This is a genomic window from Mesorhizobium sp. P160927, from assembly GCF_057766385.1.
In genome coordinates this window covers 1,379,248-1,399,348 of the sequence record NZ_JBYMDW010000001.1, presented here as the reverse complement: position 1 = coordinate 1,399,348, position 20,101 = coordinate 1,379,248, and the positions used below count along the sequence as shown (strand labels likewise).

Below are 20,101 nucleotides of genomic sequence, written 5' to 3'. Positions count from 1 at the left end.
ACGGAGGAAAGCCCCTCAAGCCCCCGCCGTATAGGCGGCGATCGCCGCCATGTTCACGATATCGCTGTCCTTGGCATTCAGCGACACGATCTGCACCGGCTTGTTCAGGCCGACCAGCAGCGGGCCGATGACGGTCGAGCCGCCGAGTTCCTGCAGCATCTTGGTCGAGATCGAGGCCGAGTGGAAAGCCGGCATGATCAGGACGTTGGCCGGACCGGTCAGCCTTATGAACGGGTATTGCGCCATGGCGCGGGCGTTGAGCGCGACGTCGGCGGCCATCTCGCCGTCATATTCGAAGTCGACGCGCCGCTTGTCGAGGATGCGCACGGCTTCCTGGACACGCTCGGAACGTTCGCCCTGTGGATGGCCGAAGGTGGAATAAGCAAGCATCGCGAGCCTTGGCTCGTAGCCCATGCGGCGCGCGAAGCCCGCCGCCTCCTCGGCGATGTCGGCGATCTGCTCGGCGTTGGGCATGTCGTGCACCGCGGTGTCGGCGACCAGCACGGTCTTGCCGCGCGCGAGCACGATCGAGACGCCGATGACGCGGTGGCCGGGCTTGGCGTCGATGACGCGCCTGATGTCGTCAAGCGCGGTCGAATAGTTGCGGGTCACGCCGGTGACGATGCCGTCGGCGTCGCCCAGCGCCACCATGCAGGCGGCGAAATGGTTGCGGTCGTTGTTGATCAGCCGCTGGCAGTCGCGGAACAGGAAGCCTTTGCGCTGCATGCGTTCGTAGAGATAGTCGGTGTAGATCGAATTGCGGCGCGACAGGCGCGCATTGATGATCTCGATGCCTTGCTTGTTCAGGTCGATGCCGGCGTGCCTGGCGTTCTCCTTGATGACGTCGTCGCGACCGAGCAGGATGGCGGTGCCGAGCCGCTGGTTCACATAGGAGACAGCGGCGCGCATCACCTGCTCCTCCTCGCCCTCGGCGAAGACGATGCGCTTGGGCTGGCGGCGCACGCGGTCGTAGATGCGCTGCAGGGTCGAGGCGATCGGGTCGCGGCGGGCGGAAAGCTCCTGCGCGTAACGGTCGAGATCGAGGATCGGCTTGCGCGCGACGCCCGAGTCCATTGCCGCCTTGGCCACGGCAATCGGGATGGCCGAGATCAGGCGCGGGTCGAACGGCACCGGAATGATGTAGTTGGGGCCGAATTTCGGCCGATTGCCCTGATAGGCCGCGGCGACATCGTCGGGCACGTCCTGGCGCGCCAGTTCGGCCAGCGCGCGGGCGGCGGCGACCTTCATGTCGTCATTGATGGTGGTGGCCCTGACATCCAGCGCGCCGCGAAAGATGTAGGGAAAGCCGAGCACGTTGTTGACCTGATTGGCGTAATCCGACCGCCCGGTGGCCATGATGGCGTCGGTGCGGATCTCGGCCACTTCCTCCGGGGTGATCTCGGGATCGGGGTTGGCCATGGCGAAGATGATCGGGTTCTTGGCCATCGACTGCACCATGGCGGTGGTCAGCGCCCCCTTGGCGGAAAGGCCGAGGAAGACGTCGGCAGCGTCGAGCGCTTCGGCCAGGGAACGCGCATCCGTCTTGACCGCATGCGCCGACTTCCACTGGTTCATGCCTTCGGTGCGGCCCTGGAAGACCACGCCCTTGGTGTCGCACAAGGTGATGTTTTCGGGCGAAAAACCCATCGCCTTCATCAACTCGATACAGGCGATGCCGGCGGCACCCGCGCCATTGCAGACCATCTTCGTGGTCTTCATGTCGCGGCCGGTAATCTCCAGCGCGTTGATCAGGCCGGCGGCCGAGATGATGGCGGTGCCGTGCTGGTCGTCATGGAAGACCGGAATGTCCATCAGCTCGCGCAGGCGCTGCTCGATGATGAAGCACTCCGGCGCCTTGATGTCCTCCAGGTTGATGCCGCCGAAGGAAGGACCGAGGAAGCGCACGCAGTTGATGAACTCGTCGGCATCCTCGGTGTCGACCTCGAGGTCGATGGAATCGACATCGGCGAAGCGCTTGAACAGCACCGCCTTGCCTTCCATCACCGGCTTTGAGGCCAGCGCGCCGAGATTGCCGAGGCCAAGAATGGCGGTGCCGTTTGAGATGACGGCGACCATGTTGCCGCGCGTCGTGTAGTCGAAGGCTTTGGATGGATCCTCGGCGATGGCTCGCACCGGCACCGCGACGCCCGGCGAATAGGCGAGGCTGAGATCGCGTTGCGTCATCATCGGTTTGGTGGCGACGATCTCCAGCTTGCCGGGTCGGCCCATGGCGTGGAATTCGAGCGCTTCCTGCGCGCTGACGGACGGACCGTTGTTCTCGGTTTTCCTGGCCATGATGCTTTTGATTTCCTCGCCGATGAAGCACCTCCTTGAAACGGGTGCCTGTGTGCTTGCGAATTAAGACCACGGGCCCCCGCGTGTAAACCACGAAGCTGGGCAAGGCTGCTTCAAAGCGGACACGGCCGGTCAGAAGCCTTTCCGCGCCGTTCCCAATGTCGTGATTTCGTGCGCATGCTGGCGAGCCGTTGCCCAGCGCCGCAACAGCCCAATTTCGGGAAACGGCCATTGCGATAGCGGCGGCTGGCTGCTTCCCATCCTCTTCAACAGTTCCGACAGGAACACTGTGAGTTCCTGTCGTTGAGCCCGCACCTTGGCCAGCGTGCGGTTGCGAATCTCCTCGCGGGGAATGGCGCGATCGCGCAGCGTCTCGACCGCGCGCCGGATGGCAGCCGGATCGGGCTCGGCGATGATGCAATAGTCCGGATCGAAAAAGACGTCCCGGCCGCCAAGACTGGGCGTGCTCACCACCGGCAACCCCGCCATCAGATATTCCATGCTGGAGCGCATCGCTCCTTCCGCCGCCGACAGACAGAGGCCAACCGAAGCCTGGTTGTAGATGCGGTTGATCTCCTGCGGCGGCAGCAAGCCGGCCAGACCATCGATGATCGGGTTGGCGATGCGATGCACCGGCGATTGCGCCTGCAAGCGGCGGATGAAGGCACGGTTGCCGGCCCGCGGCAACTCGCCGATCGAGAAGGTGATGTGGGCCAGCCTTTCGATATCGAAGGCGAGGTGGTGGCGCTTGGTGTGCGAGATGCGAGCATTGTAGACCGCGTCGAACTCGACGGGGACATCCGGCAAGGGTCGGAAGATGTCCTCGCTGATCATCAGATTGTGGTTGGAGAAGATCGCGGTTCCTCCAACAGCGGTGACCAGACGGCGCTCTTCCTCGGTGTTGCAGAGAAAAATCAACTCATGAGCTGGAAACCGCTCGCGGTGCCAGGCGAGGTCCCTGCCGAGCTTTGGGATGAGACGCGGCCGCTCGAGTGTCCAGTTAGGCATCATCAGGAAGGCGGCGCGGCGCGAGGCCAGGCGACGGCCGATTGCCACGACCGAGTTGAGGGGGCGCTCGCCGCCGATCGGCGTGTAGATCACCAGCGGATCATGACTGAGGACATGGACAGCTACCCGGATGCCTCCGTCGAAACCGGAGAAAGGGCCGGTAGTCGGAAGGATGAAAGGAAGCCTATTGGCCGCCAGCTGCTTCAGATTGCCTATCCTTTGGCCGGCCTGGCGAGCAGCATTGAGCCAGAAGCGCTCGAATGGCGAGTCGATCGGTCCCACCATCTCCTCGAACGTTTCGTGCCCGTCTTTGTCCATGAGCCCCCGCCATTATATCCCAAGGACGACAGATATTTGGGATCGCCGCGTCGGGCAATGCAGCCGAATAGCCATTTCGGGGAGACAGCTCGCGGTCTTCCCCTGCTTTTCGATGGCCTGGCATTAAACCCCGCCATCACATCTGCTAGCGTGCCGCGCCATGAACATGCACAGCCCGAACGAGCCCGACGCCGCCCCCGAGGCGATGACGCCGCCGCAGCCCGGCGTTGCCACCGTCACGCCGATGATGGAGCAGTTCATCGAGATCAAGGCGGCTAACCCGGATTCGCTGCTGTTCTACCGCATGGGCGATTTCTACGAGCTGTTCTTCGACGATGCCGAGAAGGCGAGCCGGGCGCTGGGCATCGTGCTCACCAAACGCGGCAAGCATCAGGGGCACGACATTCCAATGTGCGGCGTGCCGGTGCATGCGGCCGACGACTATTTGCAGAAGCTGATCGGCCAGGGCTTCCGCGTTGCCGTCTGCGAGCAGATCGAGGATCCGGCCGAGGCAAAGAAACGCGGCTCCAAATCGGTCGTGCGCCGCGACGTGGTGCGGCTGGTGACGCCGGGCACCATCACCGAGGACAAATTGCTGGCGCCGTCGGAATCGAGTTTTCTGATGGCGTTGGGTCGGGTGAAGGGCGGCAGCGAGCACAGCTTTGCAATTGCCTGGATCGACATCTCGACCGGTGCCTTCCGCGTCGCCGAGACCACCGGCGACCGGCTGCTGGCCGACATCTTCCGTGTCGATCCGCGCGAGCTCATCGTCGCCGAGCCGGTGTTTCATGATCCCGACCTGAAGCCGGTGTTCGACGTGCTCGGCCGTGTCGCCAGCCCACAGCCGCCGAGCCTGTTCGATTCGGCCTCGGCCACGGGACGGATCGCGCGTTTCTTCGAGGTGGCGACACCGGACAGTTTCGGCACGTTTTCGCGCGCCGAACTGTCGGCCATCTCGGGCGCCATCGCCTATGTCGAGAAGACGCAAAAGGCCGAGCGGCCGCCGCTGTCGAGGCCCGAGCGCGAGGAGCAGGGCTCGACCCTGTTCATCGATCCGGCGACGCGCGGCAATCTCGAACTGTTGCGTACGCTGTCCGGCAGCCGCGAGGGTTCGTTGTTCAAGGCGATCGACCGCACGGTGACCGGTGGGGGCGCACGGTTGCTCGCCGACCGGCTGATGGCGCCGCTGACCGACCCAGCGGCCATCGGCGCGCGACTGGACTCCGTCTCGTTCTTCCGCTCCGAGGTCAGGCTTTGCCAGGCGGTGCGGATGAGCCTGAAGAGCGTCGCCGACATGCCTCGCGCCTTGTCCAGGCTGGCGCTCAACCGGGGCGGGCCACGCGATCTCGGCGCGTTGCGCGCCGGCTTCGAGGCGGCAGGCGCCATCGCCGAAACCTTTGCCGCGACCGCCTTGCCTTGGGAACTGGCCGGCGCAATGGCGGCGATTAACGCGCTGCCCAAGGCGCTTGCGCAGCATCTCACCCAGGCGCTCGGCGAAGAACTGCCGCTGCTCAAACGAGACGGCGGCTTCGTTCGCGGCGGCTATCACCCGGAACTCGACGAGATGCGGGCGTTGCGCGACGAGTCACGAAAAGTGATCGCCGGACTGGAGCGCTCGTTGATCGAGGAGACCGGCATCCGCTCCCTGAAGATCCGGCACAACAATGTGCTCGGTTACTATATCGAGGTGACGGCCAATCATCATGCCGTCATGACTGGCAGCGATGGCGCCAAGGCGCGCTTCATTCACCGCCAGACCATGGCCAACGCCATGCGTTTCACCACGACCGAACTCGCCGAACTCGAGACCAAGATCGCCAATGCCGCCGACCGGGCACTGAGCATCGAACTGGCCGCCTTCGATGCGCTGACGGCGGAGGCGGTCGGCGCGGCCGAGGCGATCCGCGCCGGCGCCGACGCGCTTGCCGTGCTCGACGTGTCGGCGGCGCTTGCGCTTCTGTCGGAAAGCGAGGCCTGGTGCCGGCCGGTGGTGGATTCCAGCCTTGCCTTCGAGATTTCTGGCGGGCGGCATCCAGTGGTCGAACAGGCGCTGCGCCGTTCGGGCGAAGGCCCGTTCGTCGCCAATGATTGCGACCTCTCGCCGGAGGGCAATGCCAAGAACGGCGCGATCTGGCTGCTGACCGGTCCCAACATGGGTGGTAAGTCGACGTTCCTGCGGCAGAACGCGCTGATCGCCATCCTGGCTCAGACCGGCTCCTTCGTGCCTGCGGCGTCTGCCCATATCGGCGTCGTCGACCGGCTGTTCTCACGCGTCGGCGCCTCGGACGACCTGGCGCGCGGCCGCTCGACCTTCATGGTCGAGATGGTGGAGACGGCGGCGATCCTCAACCAAGCCGGCGAACGGGCGCTGGTGATCCTCGACGAGATCGGCCGCGGCACCGCCACCTTCGATGGGCTGTCGATTGCCTGGGCGGCGGTGGAGTATCTGCACGAGAAGAACCGCTGCCGGGCGATCTTCGCCACCCATTTCCACGAAATGACGTCGCTCGCGGGAAAGCTGGCGCGGCTTTCCAATGTCACCATGCGGGTCAAGGAGTGGGAAGGCGACGTCGTTTTCCTGCACGAGGTCGGCAAGGGTGCCGCCGACCGCTCCTACGGCGTCCAGGTGGCGCGGCTCGCCGGCCTGCCGGAAGCGGTGGTTGACCGCGCTAAGGCGGTGCTGCACCAACTGGAGGAAGGCGAGGTCTCCGGCAAGACCAACCGGCTGGTCGATGACCTACCGTTGTTTTCGGTGGCGATGAAACGGGAAGCGCCAAAGCCGGTGAAGAGCGACGCGCTGGGCGTCGCGCTCGGCGACATCAATCCCGACGAGATGACCCCCAAGGAAGCGCTGGAGGCGCTTTACCGGCTGAAGGGGCTGACGGGGAAATAATCAGATCATCTCCAGCCCGCGTTTTCCCGTCGGCGGCGGGAAGGCACGGTCAAGATCGGCGAGGTCACCGGACGTAAGCTTGATGTCCAGCGCGGCAAAGTTCTGGCGGACGTGCTCCTGGCTGCTGGCCTTGGGAATGGCGATAACGCCGTCCTGATGCATCACCCAGGCCAAGGCGATTTGTGCAGGGGTCGCATTGTGGCGGGCGGCGATGGCGTCAAGCCTGCTGTTGCGCGCCAAGGCACCCTGCTCCACCGGCGAATAGGCCATCAACGGGATACCTCGCTCTCGGCTCCAGGGTACCAGATCGAACTCGGGGCCGCGCCGCGACAGATTGTAAAGCACCTGATTGGTCTGGACATTGCCGCCGGCGCCGAGCCCGGTCAGTTCCTCCATCTCGTCGGTGTCGAAATTGCTGACGCCCCAGTGGCGGATCTTGCCGGCCTTCTTCAACGCCTCGAAGGCCTCGACCGTCTCGGCCAACGGCACGCTGCCCGGCCAGTGCAGGAGATAGAGATCGATGCGATCGGTGCGCAAGCGCTTCAGGCTTTTCTCGCAAGCCGCCGGCACGCCGGCTCGCGAGGCGTTGGACGGCAGCACCTTGGAGACGAGAAAGAGTTCTTCGCGCCGGCCTGCAATGGCTTCGGCCACCACCTCCTCGGCGCCGCCGCTGGCATACATTTCGGCGGTGTCGATCAGCGTCATGCCGAGGTCCAGCCCAAGCTTCAAGGCATTGACCTCCCCGGCTCGACGGCGGGCATCCTCACCCATTTTCCAAGTGCCCTGTCCCAGCACCTGGACGGCTTCGCCCGAAGGCAGCTTGGTGGTTCTTGTCGTCGTGGGCATGGGGACTCCTGGGTAAGCGATCGAGGCGCATGGCATCACAAGCAAACGGAGAGATCCAGGATGGAGCTCGGATTCTCCTGTCGCCGCGGTTTGATGCCTTACTTCACCGGATGGGCGGCGAGCCAGTCCTGCATCTGCTTGATTTCGGCTTCCTGCGCGGCGATGACGCCTTCGGCGAGTTTGCGGATTTCCGGATCCTTGCCATTGGCAAGCTCGACCTTGGCCATGTCGATAGCCCCCTGATGGTGCGGGATCATGCCACGGACGAAATCGACATCGGCGCTGCCGGTATATTGGGAGGCCATCATGTCGGTATGCATCTTGTCCATTGCCGCCTTGTAGCCTGCCGTGGAAGGGCTTTCCGCTCCCATGGCCATGGCACCCATGTCGTGCTTCATCTCCTCGCTCTGCGCCGGCACGCTTTCGAGGAAGACGGCAAGCAGCATTCCAGCGGCCATCAGCAGCAGCACAAGTTTTTTAGCCAAGGTCATTCATAGTCTCCTGTCGGTTGGGTTTCGTATCTGGGGGTTAATCTCAGAGTTTCAACGTTCTCAGGCGCAATGCGTTTGCGATCACCGAGACCGAGGACAGGCTCATCGCCGCCGCCGCCAGCATCGGCGACAGAAGCGTGCCGGTGAGCGGATAGAGCACGCCGGCCGCGACCGGCACGCCAAGCACATTGTAGAGGAAGGCGAAGAACAGGTTCTGCCGGATGTTACCGATGGTCGCCTGGGCCAGGGTTCGGGCGCGTACGATGCCGTTTAGGTCGCCCTTGACCAAGGTGATCCCGGCGCTTTCGACCGCGACATCGGCGCCCGTTCCCATGGCGATGCCGACATCGGCGGCGGCAAGCGCGGGCGCATCGTTGACGCCGTCGCCGGCCATGGCGACGCCGGCACCCTTGCCGCGCAGCTCCTCGACCAGCGCTGCCTTCTGTTCGGGCAACAGACCTGCCCGGACCTCGTCTATGCCAAGACGTCCAGCGATCGCCCTAGCTGTCCGCTCATTGTCGCCGGTCGCCATGATGATCCGCAGCCCGCTGTCATGCAGCGCCTTGATCGCCTCGGCCGTGGTTGCCTTGACCGGATCGGCGACGGCGACGATGCCGGCCAGCTTGCCGTCGACAGCGACGAACATCACCGTCTTGCCATCGCCCTGCAAGGCTTCCACGCTGGCCAGGACCCCGGAAACGTCGACGGCGAGATCGGCCATCATCGCGGCATTGCCGAGCGCGACCTTCTTGCCCGACACCGTGCCGGAAACGCCCTTGCCGGTAACGGCCTCGAAGCTGCCGGCCTCTGCGATCTTCACCCCGCGCTGGCCGGCTCCCTCGACGATCGCCTCGGCCAGCGGATGCTCCGACCCTTTTTCCAGGGTCGCGGCGCATCTCAGCAATTCGCCCTCGGAAAAGCCGCCGGCAGCCATGACATCGGTCAATTTCGGCCGGCCCTCGGTCAGCGTGCCGGTCTTGTCGACGATCAGCGTGTCGACGGAGGCGAAGCGCTCCAGCGCGGCGGCTTCCTTGATCAGCACGCCCGCATGCGCGCCGCGCCCGGTAGCGGTCATGATGGACATCGGTGTGGCGAGACCCAGCGCACAGGGACAGGCAATGATCAGCACCGAAACCGCCGAGACGATGGCGAAGATCAGGCTGGGCTCGGGGCCGAAGATCGCCCAGGCGACGAATGCGGCGATCGCGACCAGGACGACGGTCGGGACAAAGTAGAAGGAAACGCGGTCGGCCAGGCCCTGGATCGGCGCGCGCGAGCGCTGTGCCTTGGCGACGAGTTCGACGATGCGCGACAGTGTCGTCTCGGCGCCGATCCGTTCGGCGCGCATGATCAGCGAGCCATTCTTGTTGAGCGTGCCGCCGGTCAAAGCGTCGCCTTCGGCCTTCTCGACCGGCAAGGGTTCGCCCGTAATCATCGATTCATCGATGGAGGAGCGGCCTTCGAGCACCGTGCCGTCGACCGGGACGGCATCGCCGGGACGGATGCGCAGGCGATCGCCGCTCTTGACCTCGTCCAGCGCTATATCGATCTCGGCGCCGTCCTCGGCGACCCGCCGGGCGGTCTTCGGCGCGAGGTCGAGCAACGCGCGGATCGCCGATCCGGTCTTTTCGCGGGCGCGCAGTTCCAGCACCTGGCCGAGGAAGACCAGCGCCACGATGACGGCTGCCGCCTCGAAATAGACAGGCACCGCACCGCCATGGCCGCGAAACTGATGCGGAAAGATGTCCGGGAAGAGCGTGGCGACGACGCTGTAGAGATAGGCGGCGCCGACACCCAGCGAAATCAGCGTCCACATGTTGGGGCTGAGGTTGAGGATCGAGTCCCAGCCGCGATGGAAAAACGGGAAGGCTGCCCACAACACCACGGGGCTCGCCAGGATCAGTTCGATCCAGACCTTCGCGCGATCCTCGACCAGGCCCTCAAGCGACAGTCCTATCATCGGCGCCATGGCGACGATCAGCAGCGGGACCGACAGCACCGCGCTCACCCAGAGGCGTCTGGTGAAGTCGACCAGTTCGGGATTTGGCCCTTCATCGCCCGTCGGCACGCCCATGGGCTCGAGCGCCATGCCGCAGATCGGGCAGGAGCCGGGCTTGTCGCGGATGATCTGCGGATGCATGGGGCAAGTGTACTGCGTGCCCTTGGGCATCGGCGCCGGCGCTGGCCCGTCGCCGAGATAGGTTTGAGGCGCCGCCTCGAACTTCGCCTGGCAGCCGGCCGAACAGAAATAGAAACCCTGGCCTTCATGGCGGACGAAATACCTGGCGTCGGCGCGGTCGACGCTCATGCCGCAGACAGGGTCGACTGCGATCAGGTGGCTTCCCGGCTCGGCCTTGAACTTCGAACGACAGCGCTCGCTGCAGAAATGATAGAGGCGGCCGCCATGCTCGGATGTCGGCTTGCCGGCGGCCGGCTCCACCGCCATGCCGCAGACCGGATCGCGCAGAACCGCATCCGAGCCTCCGCCCGTGCCCTTTGCCGCGCAGCAGCCGCCACCATGGGCGCCATGCGTGTGATGATCGTGATCTGAATGCGTCATTTCGATGCCTCGATGCAATGCTTCGAAGCAGAGGTAGTGCTTCCAGTAACTGGAAGGTCAAGGGCTGTTTTGAGCTTTCACATTCAGGAGTTGGGGAGCCGTCGGATCGGAAGAATTTCCCTATACAAACGCGCTATCGATGCTAAACGTTGCCCGCTAGAATTGCCGTGTCAAAATTGTTCTCATTAAAATTGTTGCGCTCTGGCAGCTTGGTGCCGCATTGGATTCGTTCAACAGATGAAGCGTCTGGTCATCAACCTCGATCGGTGTCCCGACCGGCTTGCCCATATGAGGGCGGAGTTTGCGCGCATCGGCCTCGGATTCGAGCGGGTTGCCGCAATCGATGCAAGGGACCGGCCAGACCTCGCGCTGCAGCGCCAGCATGCACGGTATGCGGTGCGACGTCTGTCCGGCAGCGAGATCGCATGCTTGCACAGCCATCGCGCCTGCTGGGCCATCATCGCGCAAGACGACTCGCCCTTCGGCGCCGTCTTCGAGGACGACATGGTGTTTTCCGCGAAAGCCGGTGCGTTGCTTGCCGATACGAACTGGATCCCCGCCGACGCCGATGTCGTCAAGCTCGAGACATTCTTCCACACTACCGTGATCCAGCGGGAGAGGTTGCCCGTCGGCGGCGGGTTTTCGCTGTTCAGGCTCCGCAAGCACCACATAGGCACGGGCGGTTACCTGCTCTCCCGGCAGACGGCACGCGCGCTTCTCGAGACAACCGCCGATGTCAATGTGGCGGTGGACAATCTCGTCTTCGATCCCACATTCGCGATCTCGACCGGCAAGACGATCTACCAGCTTGTTCCGGCGCTCTGTGCGCAGGACCAATTCGTGCGCAACAGGTTGCCGAGCCTGCTCGAACAGAGTCGGGAGGCCGAGTGGGTCGCAAGCGGGCTCGCCAATGGACACGGGATACCGGCTCTCGCGCGTATTCGCAGGGAGGCCAGGCGGGCAGCGCGGCAGATGATCGATCTCTGCAGGCTACGGCGGCAGATTGTCGTCCCGCTCGCTCCAGTCGAGGCAACCGACTAGAGCGTTTGCCGGATTGACAGCAGGCCCATACCCAGCGCCGCGAAAACACGCTATAGACGCCGCCCAAAAGGCAAGGCCAACCGGTATCTATGGCGAAAATCTCCCTGAAGCTCGATGAACTGATCGACGGCGAAGCCTTGCGCCGCGAGATGACCGCGCTGACCGAGGCCAGTGCCGGCGACGGTTCCAGCAAGGCCATCCGCACGGCCGTTCTTCAGCTTCTGAAGCGGCGTCTCGCCGAGGGCCGCAAGACAGCCGAGGCCATGCTGAGGCAAGATGGTGGCGGCAACGCCTGCGCCGAACGGCTGTCGCACCTGATGGACGAGCTGATCCGCTCGCTCTACGATTTTGCCGCAACCCATGTCTACCGGGTGAAGAACCGATCCTCCGCCGAACGCATGGCGGTCGTTGCCGTCGGCGGTTATGGCCGCGGCACGCTGGCGCCGGGATCCGACATCGACCTCCTGTTCCTGCTGCCTTACAAGCAGACGCCGTGGGGCGAACAAACGGTTGAATACATGCTCTACATGCTGTGGGACATGGGGCTGAAGGTCGGCCATGCCACCCGCAACATCGATGAGTGCCTCAGGCTGTCGCGCACCGACATCACCATCCGCACCTCGATCCTGGAAGCCCGTTTCCTGTGGGGCGAACGCAAGCTCTATGACGAGTTGATGCTGCGCTTCGACCATGAGGTGGTGCGCACGACCGGCCCGGAATATGTACAGGCCAAGCTCGCCGAACGCGACGAGCGCCACGCCAAGGCCGGTGAAAGCCGCTATCTGGTCGAGCCCAACGTCAAGGACGGCAAGGGTGGCCTGCGCGACCTTCAGACGCTGTTCTGGATCGGCAAATATTTCTACCGCGTGCGCACCGGCGAGGAACTGGTCGAGAAAGGCGTCTTCACCGGAGCCGAGTACCGCGAGTTCCAGAAGGCCGAGGATTTCCTGTGGGCGGTGCGCTGCCACATGCACTTCCTCACAGGCAAAGCCGAGGAGCGGCTGCATTTCGACATTCAGCGCGAGATCGCCGAACGGCTCGGCTATACGACCCACCCCGGCCTGTCGGCGGTCGAACGCTTCATGAAGCACTATTTCCTCGTCGCCAAGGATGTCGGCGACCTGACCCGCATCTTCTGCGCCGCCCTGGAGGAGGAGCAGGCCAAGCACGTTCCCGGCTTCAACCGCATCTTCCTCACCTTCCAGCGTCGCAAGCGCAAGCTTGCCGGCACGTCGGACTTCATCGTCGACAACCATCGCATCAACATCGCCGACGACGGCGTCTTCGAGCGCGACCCGGTCAATCTTCTCAGGCTGTTCTGGTTTGCCGACAAGCACGGGCTGGAGTTTCATCCCGATGCGCTGAAACTGCTCACCCGTTCGCTCGGCCTGGTCAACAAATCGCTCAGGCGCGACGAGGAAGCCAACCGGCTGTTCCTCGACATTTTGACCTCGGACCGCAACGCCGAGCTCAACCTGCGGCGGATGAACGAGGCGGGATTGCTGGGCCGGCTGATCCCGGATTTCGGCAAGATCGTCGCCATGATGCAGTTCTCGATGTACCACCACTACACGGTCGACGAGCACCTGATCCGCTGCATCGGCGTGCTGGCCGAGATCGAGCGCGGCGACGGCGAGAAGGTGCATCCGCTGTCGCATGCGCTGATGCCGGGGCTGAAGAAAAGCCGCGAGGCGCTCTATGTCGCCGTACTGCTGCACGACATCGCCAAGGGCAGACCAGAGGACCATTCCGAGGCCGGCGCCAGGATCGCAAGGCGGATCTGCCCGCATATGGGGCTTTCGCCGGCCGATACGGAAACCGTCGCCTGGATGGTCGAGAACCACCTCGTCATGTCGATGACGGCGCAGACCCGCGACCTCAACGATCGCAAGACGATCGAGGACTTCGCCTCGATCGTGCAATCGGTCGAGCGGCTGAAGATGCTGTTGGTCCTCACCGTCTGCGACATCAGGGGCGTCGGACCGGGCGTGTGGAACGGCTGGAAGGGCCAGTTGCTGCGTACGCTCTACTACGAGACCGAACTGCTGCTGACCGGCGGCTTTTCGGAAGTCTCGCGCGCCCAACGCACGGCGGCGGCGCGCGAACGCCTGGCCGAGGCGCTCGCCGACTGGCCCGACAAGGCGCGCAAGCGCTATGTCGGACTGCATTATGAAAACTACCTCCTGACCGTGGACCTGCCGGACCAGCTTCGCCACGCCGAATTCATCCGCGAGGCGGACGCGGCGGGCAATAAGCTCGCCACCATGGTCAAGACCCACCAATTCGAGGCGGTGACCGAAATCACCGTGCTGGCGCAGGACCATCCCCGTCTTCTCTCGGTCATCGCCGGGGCATGCGCCGGCGCCGGCGGCAACATCGTCGACGCGCAGATCTTCACCACGTCGGACGGCCGCGCGCTGGACACGATCCTGATCTCGAGAGAATTCGACCGCGACGAGGACGAACGCCGGCGCGCCGAGCGCGTCGGCCGGCTGATCGAGGACGTGCTGTCGGGCAAGAGCTGGCTGCCGGAGATGATCGAGAAGCGCACCAAGCCAAGGCGCGGATCCAAGGTCTTCAAGATCCCGCCACGCGCCGAAATCCGCAATGCATTGTCGAACCGGTTTTCGGTGATCGAGGTCGAGGGGCTCGACCGCCCCGGCCTGCTGTCGGAAATCACCGGAACACTGTCCGACCTGTCGCTGGACATCGCATCGGCGCATATCACCACCTTCGGCGAGAAGGTCATCGACACCTTCTATGTCACCGACCTCACCGGCCAGAAGATCGACAACCCGGCCCGCATCGCCACCACCCGCAACCGGCTGATAGCGACGCTCGAAGGTGTAGCGCTCGAACGCGGCGGCAAGGCCAAGGCAGCCGCCGAGTGACGGCCATCATCTCCTTCTTCCAACCCCACAGGCAGTCTGCGAACGCATGAGTCTCGTCAAGAAATTCGCTACCGTCGCTTCCGGCACGCTGATGAGCCGTGCGCTCGGTTTCGGCCGCGAGATGCTGATGGCGGCCGCACTCGGCACCGGGCCGGTCGCGGACGCCTTCAACGCCGCCTTCCAGTTCCCCAACACGTTTCGCCGGCTGTTCGCCGAGGGCGCGTTCAATGCCGCCTTCGTGCCGCTGTTCGCCAAGGAGATCGAGACGCACGGCACCGATGGCGCCAAGCGTTTTTCCGAAGAGGTGTTCGGGGTGCTGTTCACCGCGCTCCTGGCGCTGACCATCGCCATGGAACTGGCGATGCCGCTGATCGTGCGCTACCTGGTGGCGCCGGGCTTTGCCGACACACCGGGCAAGTTCGAGACGACCGTCACGCTTGCGACGATCATGTTCCCTTATCTGATCTGCATGTCGCTCGCCGCCATGATGGCGGGCATGCTGAACTCCTTGCGGCGCTATTTCGCCGCGGCAATCGCGCCGGCCTTCCTCAACATCATCCTCATTAGTGTGCTTGGCTATGCCTGGTACCACGGACTGGATGCACACGCTGTCGGCTTCGGCCTCTCCTGGGGCGTGCTGGCGGCCGGCGTCGTGCAGCTCGCCATCGTCTGGGTGGCGGTGCGCAATGCGGGCATCTCGATCGGCTTCCGCCGACCGAAGATGACGCCGAACGTGAAGCGGCTCCTGATCCTGGCGCTACCGGCGGCGATCACCGGTGGCATCACCCAGATCAACCAGCTGATCGGAACAGCCATCGCCTCGGCGCAGGACAGTGCCGTGTCCTCGCTGGCTTATGCCGACCGCGTCTACCAATTGCCGCTCGGTGTCGTCGGTGTCGCGGTGGCGATCGTGTTGTTGCCCGAACTGTCGCGGGCGCTGAAGTCAGGCAATCTGATCGAGGCAGCCAATCTGCAGAACCGCTCCGTCGAATTCACCCTGTTCATGACCTTGCCGGCGGCGGCGGCGCTTTGGGTGATGGCGGAGCCGATCGTGCGGCTGGTCTACGAGCGCGGCGCGTTCGCCACCAACCATTCGACGCCCGTCGTGGCGGCGATCCTGGCGGTCTTCGGTCTCGGCCTGCCGGCCTTCGTGCTGATCAAGGCCTTCACCCCAGGCTATTTCGCCCGCGAGGATACGCGCACGCCGATGATCTTCGCCGCAATCTCGGTGGCGGTGAACGTCGCTACCGCGCTGACGCTGTTCCCGAGGATGGGTGCACCCGGCATCGCCGTGGCCTCCGCCGTCGCCGGCTGGGTCAACGCGCTGATGCTGCTTGCCGTGCTGATCCGGCGCGGCCATTGGGGCCGCGACGTGCCGCTGTTGAGGCGCATCCCGCGGCTGGTGCTGTCGGCGGTGGTCATGGGTGTCGCCCTCTATTTCGCCGAGCATTGGTTGGCTACAAGGATCGGGCCCGGCTCGCCGCTGGTGGTCAAGGCGACGACGGTGCTGGCACTGGTGGCCGGAGGGGCGCTGCTCTATTTCGTCACCGCTTTCGCAACCGGCGGTGCCGATTTCGGGATGATCCGGCGCAATGTGGGGCGCCGGGGAACAGAAGCCGGCCCGTCCGTGGCAAAATCGGAACTCGACGAATAAATCGGCCGGCCATCCCGCCTGGCCGGTCTTGATCCCATCCGCGCTCTCGTCCATAAGCGCGCCGTCGCAAGAACGTCGCCGCGCGCGGTTTCCAGCCGCATGATTGGCTCCGAAAAGTCCGCAACTTTTCGGAATCACGCTTATACGGCCCTCCACAAGCCATGAGGAAAACCATGTCCGCCTTCAAGCCACTCGTCTTCTCCGGTGTCCAGCCGACCGGCAATCTGCATCTGGGCAACTATCTCGGCGCCATCAAGAAATTCGTCGCCCTGCAGGATACGTCCGACTGCATCTATTGCGTCGTCGACCTGCATTCGCTGACCGCCCAGCTTGTCCATGACGACCTTGCCGACCAGACGCGGTCGATCACCGCGGCGTTCCTCGCCTCCGGCATCGACCCGAAGAAGCACATCGTCTTCAACCAGTCGCGGGTGATGCAGCACGCAGAGCTCGCCTGGATCTTCAATTGCGTGGCGCGCATCGGCTGGATGAACAAGATGACGCAGTTCAAGGACAAGGCCGGCAAGGACCGCGAGAACGCCTCGTTGGGCCTGCTTGCCTATCCTTCGCTGATGGCGGCCGACATCCTGCTTTATCGCGCCACCCATGTGCCGGTGGGCGAGGACCAGAAGCAGCACCTGGAACTGACACGCGACATCGCGCAGAAATTCAACAACGATTTTTCCGACCGCATCGCCGGTCTTGGCGTCGGCGTCGAGATGAGGATAGGCGAGGAGACGGTGAACGGCTATTTCCCGTTGACCGAGCCGGTCATCGGCGGGCCGGCAGCGCGCATCATGTCGCTGCGTGACGGCTCCAAGAAGATGTCGAAGTCGGACCCGTCGGACCTGTCGCGCATCAACCTGACCGACGATGCCGACGCCATCTCGAAGAAGATCCGCAAGGCCAAGACCGACCCGGAGGCCTTACCGAGCGAGGTCGACGGATTGGAAAGCCGGCCGGAGGCGGAGAACCTGGTCGGCATCTATGCTGGCCTCGCCGAGATGTCGAAGGCCGATGTGCTCAAGGAATTCGGCGGCCAGCAGTTCTCTGTATTCAAGCCGGCGCTGGCCGATCTCGCGGTGGAGAGGCTGGCGCCGATCGCCACCGAGATGCGCCGCATCCAGGGCGACCGCGCCTATGTCGACGCCGTGCTGCGGGATGGCGGCGAACGCGCCGGCGTGCTCGCCGAAACGACGATGAAGACGGTGCGCGACATTATCGGGCTGCTGCAAGGCTGATCGCGGCGCCGTGCACTGCACAACACTGGCACAAGGCCGGCGGCTTGCCGCCGGTCAGCGGCGGTGGCAAATTGCGGCCGCAAAGATACCGAGTAGATTGACATGGTCTCCAAACGCCTCAGCCGCGAAGCCGGTCATCGCAGGAAATTCCTGACGATCATCGACGACACGCCGGAATGCGAACGCGCCGTCGCCTACGCCTCTAAACGGGCGCAGAGCACCAGCGGCACGCTGGTGCTGCTGTATGTCATCGTACCCGACGATTTCCAGCACTGGCTGGGGGTCGAGAAGATCATGCGCGAAGAGGCGAACGCCACGGCGCGCGCGGCGCTGGACGGCTACGCCAACAAGGTGCGGCAGAAGCTCGGCATCGAACCGGAGATGGTGGTGCGCGAGGGCAAGCCGACAGAAGAGATCCACAAGCTGATCGAGGAAGACCAGGACATCGCCATCCTCGTGCTGGCGGCCGGAGCCGGCAAGGAAGGTCCAGGACCGCTGGTCGGAGCCGTGGCCGGCAAAGGCGCGGCCTTCCCGATCCCGGTGACCGTGGTGCCGCAGAATTTGTCGGATGAGGAAATCGACAGCCTCGCCTGAGCTATGTTGATATTCAGGTGAGGCCGGTCTGCAAATGCATGGTACCTGCGCTTCCTGAATCTCAACACATCTCAAGACGGCGCTAGGCTCGAAAAAACATTCCGCCAGCCAGCCGTCCCGGCGATGCGTTTCGCTTGAATGTCCAGCCGATAGAGCCTATTTAGAACTATTCCAAACTAGTTGCCCAAAACGGGCATGGAGACGGCCATGTTCATCCAGACCGAGTCGACGCCCAATCCGGCGACGCTGAAATTCCTGCCCGGCAAGGAAGTGCTCCTAGAAGGCACCGCCGATTTCCGCGATGCCGACAATGCGGCCACCGCCTCGCCGCTGGCTGGGCGGCTGTTCGAAATCCCCGGCGTCACCGGCGTGTTCTTCGGCTACGATTTCATCACCGTGTCCAAGGACGGCCCGGACTGGCAGCACCTGAAGCCGGCGATCCTCGGTGCCATCATGGAGCATTTCATGTCCGGTGCGCCTGTCATGGCCAAGGCCGGCCCGGCCGCCGAGACCAGCCAGACCGGCGAATTCTACGACAAGGCCGACGAGGAACTCGTCATCACCATCAAGGAGCTGCTCGACACGCGGGTGCGCCCGGCGGTGGCGCAGGACGGCGGCGACATCACCTTCCGCGGCTTCGAGAACGGCACTGTGTTCCTGCACATGAAAGGCGCCTGCGCCGGTTGCCCGTCGTCGACGGCGACGCTGAAGCACGGCATCCAGAACCTGCTTCGCCATTTCGTGCCGGAAGTGCAGCAGGTCGAGCAAGTCTCTTAGACCGCAATTTCCCACTCACAGACAACAAAAAACCGGGCCGAATTGCCCGGTTTTCTGTTTGGGACGTCCGTTGTTGCCTAGACGGTCCGCGTATGAAAGGCGACTTGCAGTTTAACCACGATATGCCGGAAAAGCGGACAGGCTTTCCGCGATCATGGCCTAAAGAACGATGACCTTGGCGCCGACCTCGGCGCGATTGTAGAGGTCGATGACATCCTGGTTCATCAGCCGGATGCAGCCCGACGACATGGCCTTGCCGATCGAGTTCCATTCCGGGCTGCCGTGCAGGCGGTAGCCCATGTCACCGCCCTTGTTGAACAGGTACATGGCGCGCGCGCCGAGCGGGTTCTTCAGGCCCGGATCCATGCCGCCGGCGAACTTGGCGAGTTCGGGCTGGCGCTTGATCATCTGTGAAGGCGGCGTCCAGGTCGGCCATTCGCGCTTGATGGCAATATGGGCGGTGCCGTGCCATTCGAAGCCCTCGCGGCCGACGCCGATACCGTAGCGGATTGCCCGGCCATCGCCCTCGACGAAGTACAGGAACTTGTTCTGCGTATCGACGATGATGGTGCCGGGCTTTTCCTTGGAGTCGTAATCCACTTCCTGGCGATGGTACTTCGAGGGCACCTTCTCGATGGGGATACGTGGCAGCTGGTAACCAGCATCGGTCACCGCGCCATAGTCGTTGGAGAACAGCTGCCCGCCGATGGTGCTGCAACCGGCAATAGCAGTGGACAGCGCCAATGCGGCGATGATTGCAAGCGACTTCATGCGCATGTGGTGATCCGGTGCCCCGCCCAAACTAGAGCGGCACGAGTCGGCCGCTTTCTCGCCATCATTCATGCTGGCATTTGCTTTGCTTGCCAAGCACACGATGCCTATATGCGGGACCTTACGTGCTGGTATGCGTCCCACTATGGCATTTCGGCAACATACTTCACCGGATTGTGAAGGAAATTCAATGGGCCTGAATTGCAGGCCTGGAAAAGTCGAGGACCCGCCATGAATGTCGGCGACGCCGCCCATCGCTCAGGCCTGCCGGCCAAGACCATCCGCTACTATGAGGAGATCGGCCTGATCGCGCCCGCGCGCGCCGCCAATGGCTATCGCGATTATTCGGGCGACGATATCCACCGGCTGGCCTTCCTGCGCCGCGCGCGCAATCTCGGCTTTTCGATAGACGATTGTCGCCAGCTGATGGCGCTCTACAAGGACCGCGGACGCGCCAGCCACGACGTGCGCGCAATCGCCGACGCCCATGTCACCGCCATCGAGGAGAAGGTGCGCGAGTTGCAATCGATGCGCTCGACGCTGCAGAAGCTGATCCATGCCTGTCACGGCGACGAGCGGCCGGACTGCCCGATTCTGGATGACATGGCAGGGCGGCCTTAGTCAGCGGCAAACCCCACCGCGGGAGCGATAGACCGCCTGTTGAAGACAGTGGCCTGGGCGGCGTTAGCCGCCTTGCCACGCGCTCGTGAAAGCCGCCAGC

The 20,101-nt window shown here is 63.9% G+C and carries 14 protein-coding genes; 8 read left to right on the top strand and 6 right to left on the bottom strand.

Annotation, left to right across the window (positions count from 1 at the left end):
* Positions 1-15 precede the first annotated feature (15 nt).
* Positions 16-2,295 (bottom strand): NADP-dependent malic enzyme, encoded by a 2,280-nt coding sequence (locus AC3CB8_RS07005; protein ID WP_352563293.1) that lies wholly within the window; start codon positions 2,293-2,295, stop codon positions 16-18.
* A 132-nt stretch (positions 2,296-2,427) separates the two neighbouring features.
* Positions 2,428-3,621, bottom strand: a complete 1,194-nt coding sequence (locus AC3CB8_RS07000) for a glycosyltransferase (protein WP_352563294.1) — start codon at positions 3,619-3,621, stop codon at positions 2,428-2,430.
* Between the two features lie 160 nt (positions 3,622-3,781).
* On the opposite strand from AC3CB8_RS07000, the gene mutS reads away from it, so the two are divergent.
* On the top strand, positions 3,782-6,514 hold the full coding sequence (gene mutS / locus AC3CB8_RS06995) for a DNA mismatch repair protein MutS (protein ID WP_352563295.1): 2,733 nt from the start codon (positions 3,782-3,784) through the stop codon (positions 6,512-6,514).
* Here the strand turns inward: mutS and AC3CB8_RS06990 are convergent, their stop codons facing one another.
* From AC3CB8_RS06990 to AC3CB8_RS06980, 3 genes are all read right to left on the bottom strand, one after another.
* Entirely contained in the window at positions 6,515-7,360 is an 846-nt protein-coding gene (locus tag AC3CB8_RS06990; protein WP_352563296.1) for an aldo/keto reductase, read from the bottom strand.
* 98 nt (positions 7,361-7,458) lie between these two features.
* Positions 7,459-7,851, bottom strand: coding sequence for a CopM family metallochaperone (gene copM / locus AC3CB8_RS06985; protein ID WP_352552339.1), 393 nt, complete (start codon positions 7,849-7,851; stop codon positions 7,459-7,461).
* 43 nt (positions 7,852-7,894) lie between these two features.
* Positions 7,895-10,411, bottom strand: coding sequence for a heavy metal translocating P-type ATPase (locus AC3CB8_RS06980; protein ID WP_352563297.1), 2,517 nt, complete (start codon positions 10,409-10,411; stop codon positions 7,895-7,897).
* A 237-nt stretch (positions 10,412-10,648) separates the two neighbouring features.
* Between AC3CB8_RS06980 and AC3CB8_RS06975 the strand changes: the two genes are divergently transcribed.
* The 6 genes from AC3CB8_RS06975 to AC3CB8_RS06950 all read left to right on the top strand — a co-directional run bounded on the left by AC3CB8_RS06975 (position 10,649) and on the right by AC3CB8_RS06950 (position 18,609).
* Complete coding sequence (locus AC3CB8_RS06975) at positions 10,649-11,452, top strand: glycosyltransferase family 25 protein (RefSeq protein WP_023781643.1); 804 nt, start codon at positions 10,649-10,651, stop codon at positions 11,450-11,452.
* Positions 11,453-11,541: 89 nt separating this feature from the next.
* Complete coding sequence (locus AC3CB8_RS06970; RefSeq protein WP_352563298.1) at positions 11,542-14,343, top strand: [protein-PII] uridylyltransferase; 2,802 nt, start codon at positions 11,542-11,544, stop codon at positions 14,341-14,343.
* Positions 14,344-14,389: 46 nt separating this feature from the next.
* Positions 14,390-15,997, top strand: a complete 1,608-nt coding sequence (gene murJ, locus AC3CB8_RS06965) for a murein biosynthesis integral membrane protein MurJ (protein ID WP_352563299.1) — start codon at positions 14,390-14,392, stop codon at positions 15,995-15,997.
* Between the two features lie 173 nt (positions 15,998-16,170).
* Positions 16,171-17,238: a tryptophan--tRNA ligase gene (gene trpS, locus AC3CB8_RS06960; protein WP_015314174.1), complete on the top strand. Its 1,068-nt coding sequence runs from the start codon at positions 16,171-16,173 to the stop codon at positions 17,236-17,238.
* Between the two features lie 102 nt (positions 17,239-17,340).
* Positions 17,341-17,832: a universal stress protein gene (locus AC3CB8_RS06955; protein WP_010913128.1), complete on the top strand. Its 492-nt coding sequence runs from the start codon at positions 17,341-17,343 to the stop codon at positions 17,830-17,832.
* A 207-nt stretch (positions 17,833-18,039) separates the two neighbouring features.
* Complete coding sequence (locus AC3CB8_RS06950; protein ID WP_352563300.1) at positions 18,040-18,609, top strand: NifU family protein; 570 nt, start codon at positions 18,040-18,042, stop codon at positions 18,607-18,609.
* Positions 18,610-18,768: 159 nt separating this feature from the next.
* On the opposite strand, the gene AC3CB8_RS06945 is transcribed toward AC3CB8_RS06950, so the two are convergent.
* A complete protein-coding gene (locus tag AC3CB8_RS06945; RefSeq protein WP_023792748.1) occupies positions 18,769-19,386 on the bottom strand; it encodes a L,D-transpeptidase in 618 nt (205 codons plus the stop codon).
* Positions 19,387-19,611: 225 nt separating this feature from the next.
* On the opposite strand from AC3CB8_RS06945, the gene cueR reads away from it, so the two are divergent.
* Positions 19,612-20,001: a Cu(I)-responsive transcriptional regulator gene (gene cueR / locus AC3CB8_RS06940; RefSeq protein ID WP_352552327.1), complete on the top strand. Its 390-nt coding sequence runs from the start codon at positions 19,612-19,614 to the stop codon at positions 19,999-20,001.
* The last annotated feature ends 100 nt before the right edge of the window (positions 20,002-20,101 follow it).